This window comes from Christiangramia sediminis (assembly GCF_020552705.1).
In the GTDB taxonomy this organism is placed as follows: domain Bacteria; phylum Bacteroidota; class Bacteroidia; order Flavobacteriales; family Flavobacteriaceae; genus Christiangramia; species Christiangramia sediminis.
The window spans coordinates 717,411-736,119 of the sequence record NZ_JAJBZG010000002.1; the positions used below are offsets into that span (position 1 = coordinate 717,411).

General features: G+C 38.6%; 16 protein-coding genes. 7 read left to right on the plus strand and 9 right to left on the minus strand.

Annotation, left to right across the window (positions count from 1 at the left end; translation table 11 throughout):
* Window positions 1-113: 113 nt before the first annotated feature.
* Complete coding sequence (gene gyrB / locus LGQ90_RS07705) at window positions 114-2,054, minus strand: DNA topoisomerase (ATP-hydrolyzing) subunit B (protein WP_229339808.1); 1,941 nt, start codon at window positions 2,052-2,054, stop codon at window positions 114-116.
* A gap of 179 nt (window positions 2,055-2,233) precedes the next feature.
* On the minus strand, window positions 2,234-3,844 hold the full coding sequence (gene asnB / locus LGQ90_RS07710; RefSeq protein WP_229339810.1) for an asparagine synthase B: 1,611 nt from the start codon (window positions 3,842-3,844) through the stop codon (window positions 2,234-2,236).
* A gap of 257 nt (window positions 3,845-4,101) precedes the next feature.
* Here asnB and LGQ90_RS07715 point away from each other — a divergent pair, with 257 nt between their 5' ends.
* The gene (locus LGQ90_RS07715; RefSeq protein ID WP_229339812.1) at window positions 4,102-4,680 is read left to right on the plus strand and encodes a DUF2911 domain-containing protein; all 579 of its coding nucleotides are present in this window, start codon (window positions 4,102-4,104) and stop codon (window positions 4,678-4,680) included.
* A gap of 50 nt (window positions 4,681-4,730) precedes the next feature.
* On the opposite strand, the gene LGQ90_RS07720 is transcribed toward LGQ90_RS07715, so the two are convergent.
* Window positions 4,731-5,363, minus strand: coding sequence for a 7-carboxy-7-deazaguanine synthase QueE (locus LGQ90_RS07720; protein ID WP_229339814.1), 633 nt, complete (start codon window positions 5,361-5,363; stop codon window positions 4,731-4,733).
* Between the two features lie 124 nt (window positions 5,364-5,487).
* On the opposite strand from LGQ90_RS07720, the gene dacB reads away from it, so the two are divergent.
* The 6 genes from dacB (at window position 5,488) to LGQ90_RS07750 (ending at window position 10,861) form a co-directional block, all read left to right on the plus strand.
* Complete coding sequence (gene dacB, locus LGQ90_RS07725) at window positions 5,488-6,777, plus strand: D-alanyl-D-alanine carboxypeptidase/D-alanyl-D-alanine endopeptidase (RefSeq protein ID WP_229339816.1); 1,290 nt, start codon at window positions 5,488-5,490, stop codon at window positions 6,775-6,777.
* A 51-nt stretch (window positions 6,778-6,828) separates the two neighbouring features.
* Window positions 6,829-7,884, plus strand: coding sequence for a S66 peptidase family protein (locus LGQ90_RS07730; protein WP_229339818.1), 1,056 nt, complete (start codon window positions 6,829-6,831; stop codon window positions 7,882-7,884).
* 9 nt (window positions 7,885-7,893) lie between these two features.
* Window positions 7,894-9,414 (plus strand): helicase HerA-like domain-containing protein, encoded by a 1,521-nt coding sequence (locus tag LGQ90_RS07735; protein WP_229339820.1) that lies wholly within the window; start codon window positions 7,894-7,896, stop codon window positions 9,412-9,414.
* An 18-nt stretch (window positions 9,415-9,432) separates the two neighbouring features.
* Window positions 9,433-9,990: a hypothetical protein gene (locus tag LGQ90_RS07740; RefSeq protein ID WP_229339822.1), complete on the plus strand. Its 558-nt coding sequence runs from the start codon at window positions 9,433-9,435 to the stop codon at window positions 9,988-9,990.
* Between the two features lie 2 nt (window positions 9,991-9,992).
* Complete coding sequence (locus tag LGQ90_RS07745) at window positions 9,993-10,589, plus strand: inorganic diphosphatase (protein ID WP_229339824.1); 597 nt, start codon at window positions 9,993-9,995, stop codon at window positions 10,587-10,589.
* 68 nt (window positions 10,590-10,657) lie between these two features.
* Window positions 10,658-10,861, plus strand: coding sequence for a hypothetical protein (locus tag LGQ90_RS07750; RefSeq protein ID WP_229339826.1), 204 nt, complete (start codon window positions 10,658-10,660; stop codon window positions 10,859-10,861).
* A 72-nt stretch (window positions 10,862-10,933) separates the two neighbouring features.
* Here the strand turns inward: LGQ90_RS07750 and ftsZ are convergent, their stop codons facing one another.
* From ftsZ to LGQ90_RS07780, 6 genes are read right to left on the minus strand one after another with little or no spacing between them, the layout of a single operon-like run.
* A complete protein-coding gene (gene ftsZ, locus LGQ90_RS07755; protein ID WP_229339828.1) occupies window positions 10,934-12,919 on the minus strand; it encodes a cell division protein FtsZ in 1,986 nt (661 codons plus the stop codon).
* Window positions 12,920-12,947: 28 nt separating this feature from the next.
* The gene (ftsA, locus tag LGQ90_RS07760) at window positions 12,948-14,303 is read right to left on the minus strand and encodes a cell division protein FtsA (RefSeq protein ID WP_229339830.1); all 1,356 of its coding nucleotides are present in this window, start codon (window positions 14,301-14,303) and stop codon (window positions 12,948-12,950) included.
* Between the two features lie 3 nt (window positions 14,304-14,306).
* Window positions 14,307-15,023: a cell division protein FtsQ/DivIB gene (locus LGQ90_RS07765; RefSeq protein ID WP_229339832.1), complete on the minus strand. Its 717-nt coding sequence runs from the start codon at window positions 15,021-15,023 to the stop codon at window positions 14,307-14,309.
* Complete coding sequence (gene murC, locus LGQ90_RS07770; RefSeq protein ID WP_229339834.1) at window positions 15,013-16,371, minus strand: UDP-N-acetylmuramate--L-alanine ligase; 1,359 nt, start codon at window positions 16,369-16,371, stop codon at window positions 15,013-15,015. Before murC ends, LGQ90_RS07765 begins: the two co-directional genes overlap by 11 nt.
* Complete coding sequence (gene murG / locus LGQ90_RS07775) at window positions 16,372-17,475, minus strand: undecaprenyldiphospho-muramoylpentapeptide beta-N-acetylglucosaminyltransferase (RefSeq protein ID WP_229339836.1); 1,104 nt, start codon at window positions 17,473-17,475, stop codon at window positions 16,372-16,374.
* Window positions 17,472-18,680 carry an FtsW/RodA/SpoVE family cell cycle protein gene (locus tag LGQ90_RS07780; protein ID WP_229339838.1) on the minus strand — a complete coding sequence of 403 codons (1,209 nt, stop codon included), beginning with the start codon at window positions 18,678-18,680 and terminating at the stop codon, window positions 17,472-17,474. The genes murG and LGQ90_RS07780 overlap by 4 nt, the downstream gene beginning before the upstream one ends.
* Window positions 18,681-18,709 lie beyond the last annotated feature (29 nt).

The window sequence follows — 18,709 nt, forward strand, 5'->3', positions numbered from 1 at the left end:
TGGATTAAGTTATTTTAAAAATAATAAAATATAGGTTACTTCTATACTTGAACGTAAAAAACCCACACTTATTCGTAAAATGTGGGTCTTTTAAAAAATTATTTTAGCACTGCTTATGCATCAATATTGGCATACTTAGCGTTCTTTTCTATGAACTCTCTACGTGGCGGAACCTCATCTCCCATTAACATTGAGAAAATTCTATCAGCCTCTCCACCGTTATCGATGTTCACCTGTCTTAGAATTCTAAATTCAGGATCCATCGTGGTATCCCAAAGCTGCTCGGCGTTCATTTCCCCAAGACCTTTGTATCGTTGGATCTGAACTCCTCCACTATATTCGGCAGCGATCTCGTCACGCTCTTTTTCATTCCAGGCGTAACGTTTTCTTTGCCCTTTTTTCACGAGGTAAAGAGGTGGAGTTGCAATATATATATGTCCATTTTCGATCAATTCCTTCATATAACGGAAAAAGAATGTTAAGATCAATGTTTCAATATGACTACCATCGACATCCGCATCACACATGATCACGATCTTATGGTATCTCAGTTTTGAAAGGTTCAATGCCTTACTATCCTCTTCGGTACCAATGGTAACTCCAAGAGCTGTATAAATGTTCTTGATCTCTTCGTTATCGAAGACCCTGTGAGACATTGCTTTCTCAACATTAAGAATTTTACCCCTCAATGGAAGGATCGCCTGAAACTTACGATCTCTTCCTTGTTTGGCTGTACCACCCGCCGAGTCACCCTCAACAAGGAATACTTCACAGTTTTGCGGATCCTGATCTGAACAATCAGATAATTTCCCAGGTAAGCCGCCAACACTCATGACGGTTTTACGCTGAACCATTTCACGGGCTTTTTTCGCAGCATTTCTGGCCTGCGCAGCAAGTATTACTTTTTGAACAATGGTCTTGGCATCATTCGGATTTTCTTCCAGGTAATTCTCAAGCATTTCTGAGACAGCTTGAGAAACAGCTGAAGTCACCTCACGGTTCCCCAGTTTTGTTTTAGTCTGACCTTCAAATTGAGGTTCTGCAACTTTTACAGAAATAATCGCCGTTAAACCTTCACGAAAGTCATCTCCGGTGATCTCAAATTTCACTTTATCAAGCAAACCTGAAGCATCGGCATATTTCTTAAGAGTGGTAGTTAAACCTCTTCTAAATCCCGAAAGGTGAGTTCCCCCTTCATGGGTATTAATATTATTCACATAAGAATGAAGATTCTCGTTGAATGAAGTGTTGTAGATCATAGCAACCTCAACAGGGATATCATTCTTCTCTCCTTCCATAGAGATCACATCTCCTATGATAGGCTCACGGTTTCCATCCAAGAACCTTATAAATTCTTTTAATCCTTCTTCAGAATGGAAGTCATCATGAACAAATTCGCCATTATCTTCCTTATTTCTCTTATCAGTTAAACTGATTCTTATTCCTTTATTAAGATAAGCAAGCTCGCGCATACGGCTGGCAAGCGTATCATAATTATATTCAAGAGTTTGCTGAAAAATACTTGGATCTGGCTTAAAGGTTACGATCGTTCCACTAAGCTCCGTCTCACCTGTAGGTTTTACAGGATATAGGGGTTTTCCTAACTCATACTCCTGCTGCCAAATCTGGCCGTCACGATACACCGTCGCCGTAAGATGTTCTGAAAGCGCATTTACACAACTCACACCTACCCCGTGAAGACCACCTGAAACTTTATAGGAATCTTTATCAAATTTACCTCCGGCACCAATTTTGGTCATTACAACCTGTAAAGCAGAAACACCTTCCTTTTTATGAAGGTCTATAGGAATTCCCCTACCATTATCTTCGGTAGTAATGGAATTATCTTCATTAATGGTAACTTTTATATTATCACAGTGTCCGGCAAGGGCTTCATCGATAGAGTTATCAACAACTTCATATACCAAATGGTGCAATCCCCTAACTCCGGTATCTCCAATGTACATTGAAGGCCGCATACGAACATGCTCCATCCCCTCCAACGCCTGAATACTGTCGGCGGAATAATTATGTTTCTTAGCTTCTTCGCTCATATAATATGCTAATTAATTTCGTCTATTTTGGATAACGAACAAATATAACAATTCGCATATTTTTAACAGGTTGCAGCAGCCTTATAAGGTCTTAAGTTATCAACAAATTATGTGGAAAAACCCGAAACCTGGAAGAATTATTCCTGGTTTCGGGTTTTAAATATAAATAGTGATGAATACTAAATTTTTGCCATCTCTTTTTTCATTCCGGGAGCGACATGAGTTTCGTTTGCTCTTCCACTTGGATCAAGATCTTTTTGCCATTTAGGAATCCATCTTTTTACTGTTTTTGCAGCAGATTCCTGAGGAAAATGTTTACGGAATAATTCACGATAAAAATAAGCTTCTTTGGTCGCAGGCGTGTTCACCGGATATTTCTGTGCAGCTGTTTCCATTTGCACATCACTTACCTGTTTTGAAGCATATTCGATAAGCTCATCTATCCAGTTGTAACCTACTCCATCGCTAAACTGCTCTTTTTGTCTCCAAAGAACTTCATCTGGAAGAAATGGTCTTTCAGGAGTATCAAAGGCCTTTCTCAGGATGTATTTTTCAACCCCATCATAAGTAACTGGCATTTTTTCTTCAGGAACCATTTCCATAGCTGTCTTTAAAAAGGCTTTATCCAGGAAAGGAACCCTTGCTTCCAAACCGTGAGCCATCGTAGATTTATCGGCTCTTAAACAGTCTGCCGTGGCAAGTCTTTGTACTCTTCTAATGGTTTCTTTCTGAAACTCTTCAGGCGAAGGAGCATTTTTAAAGTAAAGATATCCACCCAGGATCTCATCGGAACCTTCTCCTGAAAGCACTACTTTGATCCCTTTTTCAGCAATGGCTTTGGAAAGGAAATACATAGGCGTACTTGCTCTTATCGAAGTAACATCATAAGTTTCCAAATGCCACACCAGCTTACTTAAAATTTCAATCCCTTCTTCTACCGTAAAATGAATCTCGTGATGCTCAGTGCCTAAAAATTCGGCCACTTTTCTAGCTGCAACAAGATCTGGCGCTTCAGAATCGAGTCCTATTGAAAAAGAATGTAGTTTTTGCCCTGAACCTTCAATTAATCTAGCCGCAATAGAAGAGGTTAAAGAAGAATCCAAACCACCACTTAACAAAACTCCTAATGGAACATCTGCCATCAGTCTTTTTCTGGTTGCCTCGATAAGACTTTCTCTCAATTTAGTAAGATCTGCCGGCTGAACTGCTTTTTCAGAATCAAACCACTCAGGCGTATAATATCTTACAAATCCTGTTTCAGGAGTATAATAGTGTCCTGGAGGAAATGGAAAAAATTCCACGCAGGTATCTGCAAGTGCTTTCATTTCACTGGCAAACCACATCGCTCCTGTTCCATCAGTCCCGTAGTAAAGCGGTTTAACCCCTATGGGATCCCTTCCAACAATAAAATCATCTCCATCAATGATTACAAATGAAAAGACGCCATCCAGCATATCTACAAAATCATAACCGTATTTTTCATACATATGAACGATGACTTCTGAATCTCCGGTAGTTCTGAAAGTATGGTCTTTTAATTCGTTATTTCTTAAAGCCATGTGGTTATAGATCTCCCCGTTATGGATCATCCATGCCGTATCAGTTCCCTGGATTGGCTGAATTCCTGTAGTAAGATCTACAATTGAAAGACGCTCGTGCGAAAGCACGTGTCCTTTTTCAGTAATTTTTAATCCGCTTTCATCGGGTCCTCTATGAGACATTCTTTTTGAAAGGCTACTTATTTTTGCCGCTTCAATGTCTTTTCCGATAACTGCTAAAATTCCACACATGACTTATATTATTTATAATTACAATACAAATATGTGCTTATACTTCTTTTCATAAAACATAAAAACCTTATTCACTTACATTAGAAAAATGAAATTTACATATTAGAATTAATATCAAACTAAAATCATCAATTGCCGTTCAAATTCTTTCATTCATAAAAAGCCTTAAATTTTAACATCACCTTTGTTCTTTTTTAACAAAGCATACCCGATGCTTCGTTTATCTTTATTGAAATTAAAATACTAAATAAAAAATCATGAAAAAGCTTATAATAGTAGGACTTAGCGTAATATGTTTTCTAATTGCCAATCCTGTAAATGCTCAGGAAGAGGATAAAGTGAATTTTTCAAAAGAAGAATTGAAATTTTCTAAAATGGATGCCAGTCCTATGGATCTTGCCTTATACAGAGACAAAAACGATGTTGCAGTAGCCAGAGTCATTTACAGCCGTCCTCAAAAAAGAGATCGTGAAATTTTTGGTAAACTAATACCTTACGGTGAAGTATGGAGAACAGGAGCTAACGAAGCTACAGAGCTTACACTTTATCAAGATATGAAAGTTGCTGATGCTACCATTAAAGCAGGAAATTATACATTATATACTATTCCGGGAGAAAAAGAATGGACTGTTATTCTAAATAATAAGACCAATACATGGGGAGCTTACGAATATACCGATAAAGAAGACAAAGTAAGGATTAAAGTACCTGTAAGACAGGCGCCTAATACAATCGAATCACTTTCTATGGCCTTTCAGGAATCTAATAAAGGCGCAGATCTTTTAATTGGATGGGATGATAGTTACGTGAAAGTACCTTTCGAGAATGTAAAGTAATTCTTTCTACATATTCATAAAAAAAAGACGCTTTTATAGGCGTCTTTTTTTTATGGGATATTCAAATATTTATGTGTTTGTAAGGATACCTTCCATTTAGGGTTAGCCATCACATAATCCACTATTAAAGGAATGATCTCTTCTCTTTTACTCCATTCCGGCTGAAGATAAAGAATACAGTTTTCACTAACCTTCGCTGCCTGTTCTTCAGCAAATTTAAGATCATGCTTATTGAATACTATCACCTTCAATTCATTAGCAACCGGGTATATTTCATCCTTTGGAAGTTTTATCTTTTTTGGTGAAAGACAAATCCAGTCCCAGGTTCCGGAAAGATCATACGCCCCAGAGGTTTCAATATGAATATCGCAACCTTTCTTTTTTAGATTTCCGGTTAATTCTGTCATATCCCAGGTTAGGGGCTCTCCTCCGGTGATCACAATGGTTTTACTATATTTTACGGCATTTTCAACTATTTGCCCAATAGGTGTTGGCGGGTGCACTTCAGCGTCCCAACTCTCCTTCACATCGCACCAGTGACAACCTACATCGCAACCCCCTATTCTTATAAAATAAGCAGCCGTTCCTTTATGAAAACCTTCCCCCTGTATAGTGTAAAATTCTTCCATTAGGGGAAGCATTACCCCTCTGTCTACCAGCTCTCTTGTCTCTTCTGAAATCATAGCCTGCAAAGATAACCATTATCTTTTAGGTTCAATAACAGAAACCGGAACTTCTCCACCTTGATAAATAGCCTTGGCGATAAAGAATATTTCCTCTTATCTTTAAGTCGAAAATACTATTTATTTGAACTCATTTTTTTATAGATCTGCCGGTTTGCTTTTCCTCTTCGTCTGTATAGTTTCGTGCAGCCCTTCATTAGACAAACACTTTAAAAGTGCCAAGGTTTTTGAACAGGGTTTTACTGGGTTAGCGATATATGATCCTCAAAAAGAAGAGATGCTTTACCAATATAATTCTCACAAGTATTTCACCCCGGCATCCAATACCAAGCTACTTACCTTGTACGCCGGACTAAAATATCTTGAAGATTCCATACCCGCTTTCAGATATATCATAAGAAATGATTCCTTAATTTTCACTACCACAGGTGATCCTTCATTTCTAAATCCAAAATTTGAGAATTCTGCAGCTTTAGATTTTTTAAAGGATAGCCAAAAAGATCTTTTTTATGTAAAATCCAATTGGCAAAACGAGGCTTTTGGACCCGGCTGGGCCTGGGATGATTATAACTATGCATTTTCAGCAGAAAAATCTGCCTTTCCGGTGTATGGAAATTTGATAAGTTTTCAGTTTAGCAATCTAAATAAGACTTTTAATGTAGAACCAGAATATTTCAAAGATTCTATTTATTTACATAATGATGGAAAGGCTTTACATAGAAATATACATAGGAATACTTTTAGTTTCAGCCCATCTTCTTTAAAAAATTATTCGAGAGCAATTCCCTTTAAAACTTCTGAAGAAACCAGTCTGGCGCTACTGCGTGAAAAACTAAATAAAAATATCTTTTACCTGAAAAATGATAGTCTGCGTTCAGAATTAAACAAGGAACTCTATTCAATTCCGGCAGATTCCCTCTATAAAGAGATGCTTGTGGAAAGTGATAATTTTATCGCAGAACAGATCCTGCTGATGGTATCGCTTAAAATTTCAGACAGCCTGAAAAGTGACATTACCATATCCAACATTCAGAAAAAGGATTTTAAGGATCTACCTGATGAAATTTTCTGGGTAGACGGCTCCGGCCTTTCAAGGTATAATTTAATTACACCTAGAACTATGGTTAAAGTTCTGGAAAAAATTAAAAACTTAAAGGATCAAAGCGAGCTTATCGCCTTATTGCCGGAAGCAGGAAAAGAAGGCACCTTGAAGAATTTCCTTTCTGAAGAACAGCCTTTTGTCTTTGCGAAATCAGGAAGCCTGAGAAATAATTATAGCTTAAGCGGTTTTCTTACTACAAGCAAAGGAAAAACTTTAATATTTAGCTTTATGAATTCCAACTACACGGTCCCCTCCCAGAAACTTAAAGAGGAAATGGGACAGATACTTTTAAAAATTAGAAATAAATACTGAAATTCTTAAACTCATAAATAATCCCTAATTTCGGAATAGCATAATAGAAATATGAAAAGGAGAAATTTTGTTTTTAACATGGGACTTGCGAGCCTGGCCTATCCCCTAACCTCTTTCAGTGAAAATTCGCATTCTATTGAATTGACTGAATCTAAAGTAATAATTCCAAAAAAACTTTTAGCAGGTGAGACTATTGCAATTGTAAGTCCGGCAGGAGCCATTTTTGAAACAGAACCCTATCAAATAGCCCAGGAGTCTTTTAAAGCTATGGGATTAGAGGTGAAATTTGGAAAATTCACCCATAGCAGGTACGGACATTTAGCAGGAACCGACGAAGAGCGGGCAGAAGAATTAAATGAAATGTTCCGTGACCCCAATATTAAAGCAATTATTGCGCTTCGGGGTGGATCTGGATCGGCGAGAATATTAGACAAACTGGATTATAAGGCAATTAAAAATAACCCGAAAATATTTGTGGGCTACAGCGATATCACGGCATTGCATCTGGCAATATTTAAAAAAACAGGATTGGTAACTTTTCATGGTCCTGTTGCAGTTTCAAGCTGGAATTCTTTCAGCTATGAATATTTTAAAAAATTGCTTTTTGATGCCGAAGCTATTACCTATTCAAATCCGGATTCCAAAGGAAATGCACTCACGCAGACAAGCAACCGAATAAGAACCATTAACAAGGGAAAATCTAAAGGTCAGCTTCTGGGCGGTAATTTGTCGGTACTCACTTCTATTATGGGAACTCCATATTTCCCTAAAGACTGGCAAGGGAAAATACTCTATTTAGAAGATATCGGCGAGAAAATCTATGCGGTAGACAGAATGATGTCTCAGCTTGAATTAGGAGGCGTACTAAAGCAAATTTCGGGTTTTGTATTTGGAAAATGCAATGGGTGCGATCCTGGTGGTAATGGCTACGGATCCCTAACCATGGAAGAAGTGATAGATCATTATATTAAACCGCTAAATATTCCTGCCTATTCCGGAGCTATGATTGGACATATAGATGATAACGTCACTATCCCTAACGGAATAGAAGCTGAAATTGATGCCAACCAGGGGACCATTCAACTTTTAAAACCAGCAGTAAAATAAAAACAGTTCATGGGAAATAACGAAGATTTTATCGCTCAAATCTCTAAAGGCTATACCACTAAAGGCGATTATATTTATTTAGGTGCCGGAATGCTTAATGGAAATGTACATTCAGATGCTTCTGTAAAAATTCCGCTTAAGACCATGAACAGGCATGGACTGATCGCGGGCGCTACCGGAACCGGAAAATCAAAGACCCTGCAGATAATTGCTGAAAACCTATCAGATAAAGGAGTGCCGGTTATGCTAATGGACGTTAAAGGGGATCTAAGTGGGATCGCTAAAGCTTCTGAGGGTGCTGAGTTTATTGATGACCGACATAAGAAACTAAATTTTCCATTTACTCCTCAGGACTCTCCGGTAGAAATTTTAAGCCTTTCAGACCAAGAAGGAATAAGATTAAGAGCCACCGTTAGTGAATTTGGGCCGGTTTTATTATCAAGAATTCTGGATCTCACTTCAACTCAAACAGGCATTCTTGCTATTATTTTCAAATATTGCGATGATAATCATCTTCCGCTGCTTGATCTAAAAGATCTGAAAAAGATCATCCAGTATTCTACCGAAGAAGGTGAAGCAGAATTCGAAAAAAATTATGGAAGAATCCCTAAAGCATCTACAGGAGCCATTCTCAGAAAAATTGTTTCTTTAGAGCAGCAGGGAGCTGACCTATTCTTTGGAGAAAGATCTTTTGAAGTGAATGACCTGCTTCGAAAAAACAGGGAAGGCAAAGGATATATAAATATTCTAAGACTTACAGATATCCAGGACCGGCCAAAGTTATTTTCAACTTTTATGTTAAGCCTGCTCGCAGAGATCTATTCCACATTTCCAGAGAAAGGTGATATGGACAAACCGGAACTCGTAATGTTCATCGACGAAGCTCATTTAATTTTTGAAGAGGCTTCAGACGCCTTATTAGACCAGATAGAAAGCATTGTGAAGTTGATAAGGTCTAAAGGCGTGGGCATCTATTTTGTTACGCAGAACCCCGCAGATGTTCCTGAGGAAGTGCTTGGACAGCTAGGTTTAAAGATCCAGCATGCATTAAGAGCTTTTACTGCGAAAGATCGAAAAGCGATAAAATTAGCTGCGGAAAATTATCCGGTTTCAGAATTTTATGATACCAAAAACATGCTTACCGCGTTAGGTATAGGTGAAGCTTTGGTTTCAGCACTGGACGAAAAAGGAAGACCTTCTCCTCTGGTAGCGACCATGCTTAGGGCACCTATGAGCAGAATGGACATTCTGACTGATTCAGAATTAAAAGATCTTATAAAAAGTTCTGATCTGGTATCAAAATACAATGAAGAACTTGACAGAGAGAGCGCTTACGAAATTCTGAATAAAAAAATTGAAATTGCAGATCAGGAAGAAGCGAAAGAAAAAGCCGAAAAAGAAAGAAAAGAAGTAACAAATACCAGTTCTTCCCGTCGAACAAAGAGCACGGAAGGTGCTATTATAAAAGTTTTGACCAGTGCTACATTTATAAGAGGTGTTCTGGGAATTCTCAACAAATTTTTAAAATAAAAAACTACTCGATCTAAAATGTATAAAAAAGCTTTATTAATTATTGGTATATGCGCTAGTATAACATCCTGCACGAGTGATGAAGAAAATCCGTTTCTTATAACTCCAACCCAGGTTGGCCCCTTAAAAAAGGAAATTAAGATCCATCAATTAGATTCAATTTTTGAGGGAGACAGTATTGTTAGACAAACAAGTGGCCCCCAGGAATTTCGTTCTACCGATGAAATAAAAATTTTTGGTGAAAATGGCCAGGCATTAATGAGTCTTGAACCTTTACAGGAATTCGATTCTACCAGCACGATTGGATACATCAGGATCCTTGATCCCAGGTATGAGACAAAACACGGGGTGAATATTCAGAGTACTTTTAAAGATATTATGGAGAACTATACTATCTCCAGAATTGAAAATACTATAAACTCTGCAGTGGTTTTCTTAGATGAGATAAATGCTTACATCACGATAGATAAAAACCAATTACCTACCAACATTCGGTATGATACCGATAGTAAGATCATGGCTTCTCAAATCCCTGATGACGCTAAGATCAAATATTTTATGATCTACTGGAATTAACCATGCGTGTTTTACCAGCTATTGTTCTACTATTTTTGTTTACTGGTTGCAAATCAAAAATTGATTACCTAAATACCGATCTAAAATCAAAGAACGGATATTATCAGGCAGTGATAGAGATCCCGGCAGGAACAAATTCCAAGATCGAATATGATAAGGTAGCAAAGGTTTTCAAAACCTCTCTGAGAGAAGGTGAAGAAAGGACAATTGATTTTCTTGCCTATCCGGCAAATTATGGATTTATCCCTTCAACATTTTCCAATCCTGAAAAAGGTGGGGATGGTGATGCCCTGGATGTAATGGTACTAAGTTCTACGATTCCTTCCGGCGAAATTATAGAAATAATCCCTATAGGAATGCTGAAACTTATCGATGCAGGTGAAGAGGATTTTAAAGTGATCGCAATTCCCGCAGATAAGAACCTGCGAACTATTTCTGCTGAAAATTATAAAGATTTCGTTAACAGATATAGCGCTGCAAAGGAAATTCTGGAAAGTTGGTTTTCAAACTACGATCCCGCCGATGAGACTCAGATACAATGCTGGGTCGACGAAAAGGAAGCTGAAAAGGAAATCCTTCGACTTCACGGCGAATTGTAAAATTTGTTAATATTCACGCTATTTTCAATTGTTTAATTACTTTTAATTTATAACCAATAATTTAAGTTATGATTAAAATCTTAGCAATGATTATGCTTATTGGAGGTGCCATCGCACTTGTAATGGGAGTATTAGGAATTTTTGGTAGTGTAGCTTTAATGCTTAGCCCCTGGGCGCTCACTATCCTTGGCTTCGTATTTTTCGTCGCCGGAATTTCCATGTTGAAGTATAGAAGAGACACAGATGAAGTTCAGGCGAAAGCCCAGAATTAATCTTATCTAAATTTTTTCAAATAAAAAAGGGGAGCAAATTTGCTCCCCTTTTTTTATTGATCAGATGAAAAATTAATCTACATTATCATGTAGAAAAGAGTTATTCTTTCTAAAGTGAAGATCATTGTTCTCGTCCTGATCTATGCTGGTACGAGAAAGTTTTCCTTCACCGGGCTTAGAATTATCAAGTTCGATACCTGCTCTTTTATAAGCCGGTTGCTTTTCTATCTCGTCAATCTGCGCTGAACCTGTTCTGAACTTATAATTAAATTCTTTCATTTTCGCCTTTCTTTCTGCGGTTCTCTGTCTTACCACTTCAGAAGAAATAGGATTATCAAAAGGATCATGCCCGTCACCGGTATTTTCTTTTTCAGGAGCAGGAGCAACTGTTTTCTTTTCAAAAGCTATGGTTTCATCCTTCGGCTCTTCCTTTTTGGGAGCTTTAGATTTTTCAAGTTTCTGCTCCATCTCCATATAATCATCAAGACTGTATCGCTTGATTCCCTGGGCAGAACTTTCAGTCACCGGAATGATCTCTACCGCTTCGTTTACCTTTATATTTCTGGTTTCCTCTTCGGTCTCTTCCTCTTCAAGACTATGTCTAGTAACTTCCTCAGATTTGGGCGTTGCTTTTGGCTTCTCCTCTTCCTTATTCATAGGCATATCGAAAGTAAACATAAATTGATCTTCACTTTCAGATTTCACCTCTTCAGACTCATTTATCCCGGCATCCTCATTTGTATCGTTAATAATGAAATCTTCAGGATCAACTTCTTCATAAGTTACATCCAGCTTACGTGCAAAATCAGGAGTTTTAAGAACATCATCCACTTTCTTATGGATATTTCCCACTTCGTCCACTTCTTCTACAGACTCATCTAGCGTATGAACGATCTTTTGATCCTTTACAGGCTCATCAAATTGCAGTTCATTTTTAGGATTATCATTTACAGGTGCATTTGTTACCTGAGAAATAGGGGCAGATTTTTTAGTGGTAAGATCCTGTTCCGCTCTTTGTTCGTCCTCTAGCGTATGGATGATCTTTTTTGTTTCCGTATTAGTGATCTCATTCTGCTGTTCTACATCGAAACCAGTAGCGATAATAGTAACAGCAATCGCATCTTCTAAAGCCTCGTCTTCCCCAACACCCATAATGATGTTAGCAGAGTGACCGGCTTCAGCCTGAATATGATCATTAATTTCTCCAATTTCGTCAATAGTGATCTCCTCGTTACCAGATACAATTAGCAGTAAAACATTTTTGGCACCGGTGATCTTATTATCATTCAACAGTGGAGAATCCAGAGCTTTCATGATGGCATCTGTAGCCCTGCTGGCTCCTGAAGCCTGAGCGGACCCCATGATTGCAGTACCACTTTTACTTAGTACAGTTTTAGCATCACGCAAGTCAATATTCTGCGTATAGTGATGGGTAATTACCTCTGCAATACCTCTGGAGGCTGTAGCAAGTACTTCATCAGCCTTTGAGAATCCGGCTTTAAAACCGAGATTTCCATAAACTTCACGAAGTTTATTATTATTGATCACAATAAGGGAATCTACATTCTGTCTTAGTCTTTCAACTCCTAATTGCGCCTGTTCATTCCTGTTTTTTCCCTCAAACTGAAAAGGAATCGTAACAATACCAACCGTTAGAATACCAAGTTCTTTAGCCTGTTTGGCGATAATTGGTGCTGCACCAGTTCCGGTACCCCCACCCATTCCTGCCGTGATAAACACCATTTTGGTATTTGAATCCAGCATTTGTTTGATTTCCTCAAAACTTTCAACCGCTGCTTTTTCTCCCACTTCTGGGTTAGCTCCTGCTCCAAGTCCTTCGGTAAGTGTCACCCCTAATTGAATCTTGTTAGGAACCGAACTGTTCTCAAGTGCCTGGGAATCGGTATTACAAACAACGAAATCAACCCCTTTTATTCCCAACTGGAACATATGGTTGATGGCATTGCTTCCTCCACCGCCTACTCCTATCACTTTGATGACGTTCGATTGATTCTTAGGTAAATCGAATGAGATGTCTCCAAATTCTGTACTGCTCATAAACTCTGTTTTACTGGTTGTATCTTTATTACTCTGCGTTATCTAAAAAATCCTTGAATTTTTCTGCCCACTTATCAAAAATGCTTTTGCGGGCAACTTTACTCGAGGTCTGTTCTTCTTGATCAGAATCACTCATCATCTGATCTTCGCTTTCTTCAATTTCTTCAGAATCTTCTACGGGGCTGCTGTCTGACAGCACCGCCTCTTCCTGAAATTTACTATTCCCTTTTTCAAGGCTGTTCATTACCAATCCTACTGCAGTTGCATAAACAGGGCTTGTAGTTTCTGAATCTGTTGTGCCGGCTAAATGCTCATTAGGATACCCAATTCTGGTATCCATACCTGTTATATATTCCGCCAACTGCTTTATGTGCTTTAACTGTGCACCACCACCAGTTAATACTAATCCCGCAATTAATTTTTTCTTTTGCTCGTCATGACCGTAGTTTTTGATCTCCAGGTAAACCTGCTCAATGATCTCTACTACTCTTGCATGAATGATCTTAGAAAGATTTTTCAGGGTAATCTCTTTCGGCTCTCTTCCTCTTAACCCAGGAATAGAAACGATCTCATTATCTTTATTTTCACCCGGCCATGCTGAACCGAATTTTATCTTCAATAATTCTGCCTGCTTTTCAATGATCGAGCATCCTTCTTTGATATCTTCAGTGATCACATTACCACCAAAAGGAATCACCGCCGTATGACGAATAATCCCATCCTTGAAAATCGCCAGGTCGGTAGTACCCCCTCCTATATCGATCAAAGCTACTCCGGCTTCTTTTTCTTCCTGACTTAACACGGCATTTGCTGAAGCTAAAGGCTCCAGGGTCACTGCTGAAAGTTCAAGTCCGGCGCTTTTTACGCATCTTCCAATATTTCTTATAGAAGAAACCTGGCCTACCACTACATGGAAGTTAGCTTCAAGCCTTCCTCCATACATTCCGATAGGTTCTTTGATCTCTGCCTGACCATCTACTTTAAATTCCTGCGGAAGAACATGTATTATTTCTTCTCCAGGTAACATTACCAGTTTATGAACCTGGTTGCAAAGTGTATGGATATCATCTGCATCTATCACTTCGTCCGGATTCTGACGGGTTATATAATCACTATGCTGAAGGCTTCTAATATGCTGCCCCGCAATTCCAACTACCACTTCACTGATCTTCAAACCGCTATCGGCTTCCGCTTCCTGTATTGCCTGCTGGATAGACTGGATAGTTTGCGTAATATTATTCACTACGCCCCTATGTACGCCAAGAGATTTGGATTTCCCTATTCCAATGATCTCAACCTTACCGTACTCATTTTTGCGGCCTATCATAGCCACAATCTTTGTTGTTCCAATATCTAAGCCTACTGCAATATCGTTTTGTTCCATAAACTATTTTTTCGTGCACACAACCTGGTCGCCAAATTGTAAGTTCACTTTTTTGTAGGTATCTATTTTATTTTCTTTCTGTGCTTTCTTATAAAAAGCCTTAAAATTGTTGAATTTCAATGCCACATTACTCGAATCTCCGAAATACAGCTCAAAATCCTGCTCTCTCAATTCAAGGCTATATTTATTTCCTTTTTGCCTATTGATGCCTATGATATGTTTTTTTAAAAACTCGTCCTCTTTTATATAATTTATAATTGAGTAAGCTTTTGTCACATTTTCACCATCAAAACCAAACATTAGTGGAACTCTTGCGGAATAAAACTGAGAAAGAGGCATGATCTCCCCATTTTTATCCAGATAAAACGATGAATTCCCAACCACTCTTCCTATGGGCTTTCTTTGACTTACTATTGCTTCGAGTTTACCATCTAAAGTGAGGTAAACCTCCGCATTTTCAATCATTTGGTGTTCGTTTAAAAGGTATTCCACCCTATTCAAATCTAAAGTTTCTTTATCTATGCTCGAGACACTGGCTTTATTTTGTATTAACAATTTATTAACCACTTCCTCAGTCACATAGAGATTTTCACTATCTGTAAATTCTACCTTCACCTCGCTGATTCCCCGGGACTTGTGTCGTTTCTCCGCAAAGCCATATAAAAGGCAAACGATTGCCACTAAAACGAGGGCTTTTATGTAACCTAAACTACGCTTCATGTAACAATGCTTTTTTTACTTTTTCAACTTCTTCTCCAATATCTCCGGCTCCCATCATCACTACAACTTCAGCTTCTTCAGACTTAATTCTTTCTATCAGTTCTTTTTTCTGAATCAGCAACTTTCCTGGATTGGAGATCTTATCCAGTAACCATGCTGAAGAAATCCCTTCAATGGGTAATTCCCGTGCCGGATAAATATCCAGCAGGAATACCTTATCAAAATCTGAAAGGCTTGAGGCAAAATCTTCAGCGAAGTCACGGGTACGGCTAAACAGGTGGGGCTGAAAAACCGCTAAAACTTTTTTGTTGGGGTACATTTCACGAACTGCCTGATGTACTGCTGATATTTCAGTAGGATGATGCGCATAGTCATCTATCAAAACCAGATTATCCGTCTTTATTTTATAACTAAATCTGCGCTTAACACCTTTAAAGCTATATAAAGCCCTGGCCAGACCGTCGGTTGGGGAACCGTACTCGATCGCCATCGCCAGGGCTGTAATAGCATTTAGCAAATTATGTTTGCCGGGCAGATTAAATTTTAAATCCTTTATAGTTTCAGAAGGTGTTTTTAGATCAAAAATATAATGACCTTCTTCTATTCTTATATGCTGTGCAGAAAAATCGCTTTCATCATTTATTCCTATTCTGGTACCGTCAATAGACAACCCATTTTTAACAAATAATGCTCCTTCTTCAGGAACTTTAGCTGCGAATTCCCGGAATGACTTTTCCAGTTCAGATTTATCACCGTAGATATCCAGGTGATCTGCATCCATAGAGGTGATCGCTGCAATATTTGGAGATAAATTCAAAAATGAACGGTCAAATTCATCAGCCTCCACCACGATCACCTCGTCGCCCTGCATGATCAAATTAGACTGAATATCTTCACTTATCCCTCCAAGAAAAGCAGTAACCTTTGCTCCCGTTTCCTTCAAAAGGTGACCCAGAATTGCCGTGGTAGTGGTTTTTCCATGAGTTCCGGCAACTGCAAGACAATACTTCTGATCGGTTACCAATCCAAGCAACTGAGCTCTTTTGATCACCTCAAAATTTTGCTGTTTTAAAACTCCAAATTGTTTGTGATCTTTTGGAACCGCAGGTGTATAAACAATGAGTGAACTGTCAGGATTCTCAAGAATAGGTTGTGGGATAAACTCCACATTATCCTCATAATTCACCGGAATATTTTCATTTTCCAGTTTTTTTGTAAGATCAGTAGAAGTACGATCATAACCAGCCACATAGTTACCTTTCGCCTTGAAATATCTGGCCAGGGCACTCATCCCAATCCCACCGATCCCGATGAAATAAAAATGCTTTATGTGGTTTAGGTCTTTCATTTATCTATTATTCTTATTTACCAGTTTCTCAACTTCGTCAACAATATCTGAAGTCGCATTTGGCAAAGCCAGTTTTTTGATATTGGCAGCAAAGCGACTCATTCTTCTCTCATCTTTCAAAAGACTAAAAAAACAAGGTTCAAATCGCTCTGTTAATTCATCCTCTGTGATCATTAAAGCGGCGTCATGTTCTGTCACTGCCAGGGCATTTTTAGCTTGATGATTTTCAGCAACATTTGGGGACGGAATAAATAATACCGGCTTCCCCACGATACACAGCTCAGAAACACTTCCGGCTCCTGCCCGGGAAATGATCACATCTGCAGCAGCATAGGCATAATCCATTCTATTAATAAATTCCTTAGCTCTAATACTTGGGGAATCATATTTCTTGTACTCATCAAAATAAAGCTTCCCTATCTGCCAGATGAGCTGAATTTCTTCCTCTTTAAATCTTTTCAGTTCGTTCTCGATGAGCCTGTTTATTCTTCTTGCGCCCAGGCTTCCACCAAGAACAAGTACGGTTTTTTTCCCTTTAGAAAGTTTAAAATGCTCTATCGCATCCTGCCGAAGCTGATCTACTTCCAAAAGATCCTGTCGCACTGGATTCCCAGTAATAATGGTCCTTTCTGGAGGAAATACATCTTTTACTTTTTCATAGGCCGCACAAATAGTATCAGCATATTTCGACAGAATTCGATTCGTTATACCAGGTAAAGAATTCTGCTCCTGAATCAAAGTTGAAATTCCTTTAGAAATTGCAACTCTCAATAAAGGCCCACTGGCAAAACCACCGGTTCCAATAACGATATCCGGTTTAAATTTCTTGATAATCTTTCTAGATTTTGAAAGACTACTCATCAGTTTAAATGGAAATATGAAATTCTTGAGACTGAAAGATCTGTCTACTCCACTTATCCAAAGGCCTTCTATTTCGTATCCGGCTTGCGGAACTTTCTCCATTTCCATTCGGTCCTTTGCGCCCACAAAAAGAATTTCAGCATCTGGATGCCTTTTCTTTATTTCATCGGCAATGGCGATCGCAGGATAGATATGTCCACCTGTTCCTCCACCAGATAATATGACGCGTAAACCTTCTTTCATATCGCTTCGCTTAAAATGTCCAGAGGATTATCCTCTTCGCCTTCAAATTCTTTATTTTCAGATTCTTTAATCTCTTCTCTTTTTGCACTTACACTTAAGATAATTCCCAATGCTATGCAGGTCATCCACACTGATGTTCCCCCGCTACTAACTAGAGGAAGTGTTTGCCCTGTCACCGGAAATAATTCCACCGCGACCCCCATATTGATGAGCGCCTGAAAAACTACCGGCAGGCCTACTCCCATTACAACAAGTTTTCCAAAGACCGTATTGGCCTTAGTAGCCACAATCACGATCCTGAAGAGTAATAACAGGTATGCAAGCATCACTCCAAAACCACCTATTAATCCCATTTCTTCAACAATTATTGCATAAATGAAATCTGAAGAGGATTGAGGTAAAAAGTTTCTTTGTACACTTTTCCCTATTCCTGTTCCAGTAATTCCTCCCTGAGCAATTGCTGTTTTGGCTCTTTCAACCTGATATTGTTCTGTTCCTTCTTCATCATCAAAAAAAGTTTCAATTCTGCTTGTCCAGGTATCTACCCTGTTAGGTAAAAGACCAGGAAAAGCCTTCGCGGTAAGGATAAAAATACTTAGCATTATTATCCCTGCTCCCATGATAGCACCAAGATATTTTAAGGGATATCCACCTAAGAACATCAATATCAATATCATAGAAAAAATGATCGCAGTTGTGGAGAAATTGGCCGGCAAAATTAATATTAATACCAAGAAAACAGGCACCCAGAGCGGAAGAATTGTCTCTTTAAAAGTGACTGTTTTTTCAGTGATCTTGGATAAATACCTGGCCACGTAAACCATCAATACCACTGCTGCCAGAGTAGAGGATTGAAATGATACGTTTAATACCGGAATCTGTATCCATCTACTGGCATATGCTCCGTCTATCGTAGTGCCCTGGGCAATTGTAAACAGAAGTAACAGGATCACAATGGGTAATAGCAAAATGGAAATTCCGCGGAAATAATGATAAGGAATTTTATGTACAGCAAATAAAACGCAAAAACCTAAAAGCAAATGGAAAAAGTGCACTACCAGATAGCCTGAAGTGCTTCCATCGCCGTGGAGATAAGCAAGGTTACTACTGGCACTATAAACCGGCAAAAATGAAAATATTGCCAACAAGCCGGCTACCGCCCAGATCACCTTGTCTCCTTTAAGATTTGCAAAAAGATTACTCATTTAACTTTTTCTAAAACCTGCAAGGTTTT

Excerpts from the sequence above, each read along its gene's own strand:
- asnB (WP_229339810.1), bottom strand. The coding sequence starts at position 3,844 with ATGTGTGGAATTTTAGCAGTTATCGGAAAAGACATTGAAGCGGCAAAA.
- LGQ90_RS07780 (WP_229339838.1), bottom strand. The coding sequence starts at position 18,680 with ATGAGTAATCTTTTTGCAAATCTTAAAGGAGACAAGGTGATCTGGGCG.
- LGQ90_RS07735 (WP_229339820.1), top strand. The coding sequence starts at position 7,894 with ATGGGAAATAACGAAGATTTTATCGCTCAAATCTCTAAAGGCTATACC.
- LGQ90_RS07720 (WP_229339814.1), bottom strand. The coding sequence starts at position 5,363 with ATGATTTCAGAAGAGACAAGAGAGCTGGTAGACAGAGGGGTAATGCTT.
- LGQ90_RS07750 (WP_229339826.1), top strand. The coding sequence starts at position 10,658 with ATGATTAAAATCTTAGCAATGATTATGCTTATTGGAGGTGCCATCGCA.
- LGQ90_RS07745 (WP_229339824.1), top strand. The coding sequence starts at position 9,993 with ATGCGTGTTTTACCAGCTATTGTTCTACTATTTTTGTTTACTGGTTGC.
- LGQ90_RS07715 (WP_229339812.1), top strand. The coding sequence starts at position 4,102 with ATGAAAAAGCTTATAATAGTAGGACTTAGCGTAATATGTTTTCTAATT.
- LGQ90_RS07730 (WP_229339818.1), top strand. The coding sequence starts at position 6,829 with ATGAAAAGGAGAAATTTTGTTTTTAACATGGGACTTGCGAGCCTGGCC.
- ftsA (WP_229339830.1), bottom strand. The coding sequence starts at position 14,303 with ATGGAACAAAACGATATTGCAGTAGGCTTAGATATTGGAACAACAAAG.
- gyrB (WP_229339808.1), bottom strand. The coding sequence starts at position 2,054 with ATGAGCGAAGAAGCTAAGAAACATAATTATTCCGCCGACAGTATTCAG.
- LGQ90_RS07765 (WP_229339832.1), bottom strand. The coding sequence starts at position 15,023 with ATGAAGCGTAGTTTAGGTTACATAAAAGCCCTCGTTTTAGTGGCAATC.
- murC (WP_229339834.1), bottom strand. The coding sequence starts at position 16,371 with ATGAAAGACCTAAACCACATAAAGCATTTTTATTTCATCGGGATCGGT.
- murG (WP_229339836.1), bottom strand. The coding sequence starts at position 17,475 with ATGAAAGAAGGTTTACGCGTCATATTATCTGGTGGAGGAACAGGTGGA.
- LGQ90_RS07740 (WP_229339822.1), top strand. The coding sequence starts at position 9,433 with ATGTATAAAAAAGCTTTATTAATTATTGGTATATGCGCTAGTATAACA.
- ftsZ (WP_229339828.1), bottom strand. The coding sequence starts at position 12,919 with ATGAGCAGTACAGAATTTGGAGACATCTCATTCGATTTACCTAAGAAT.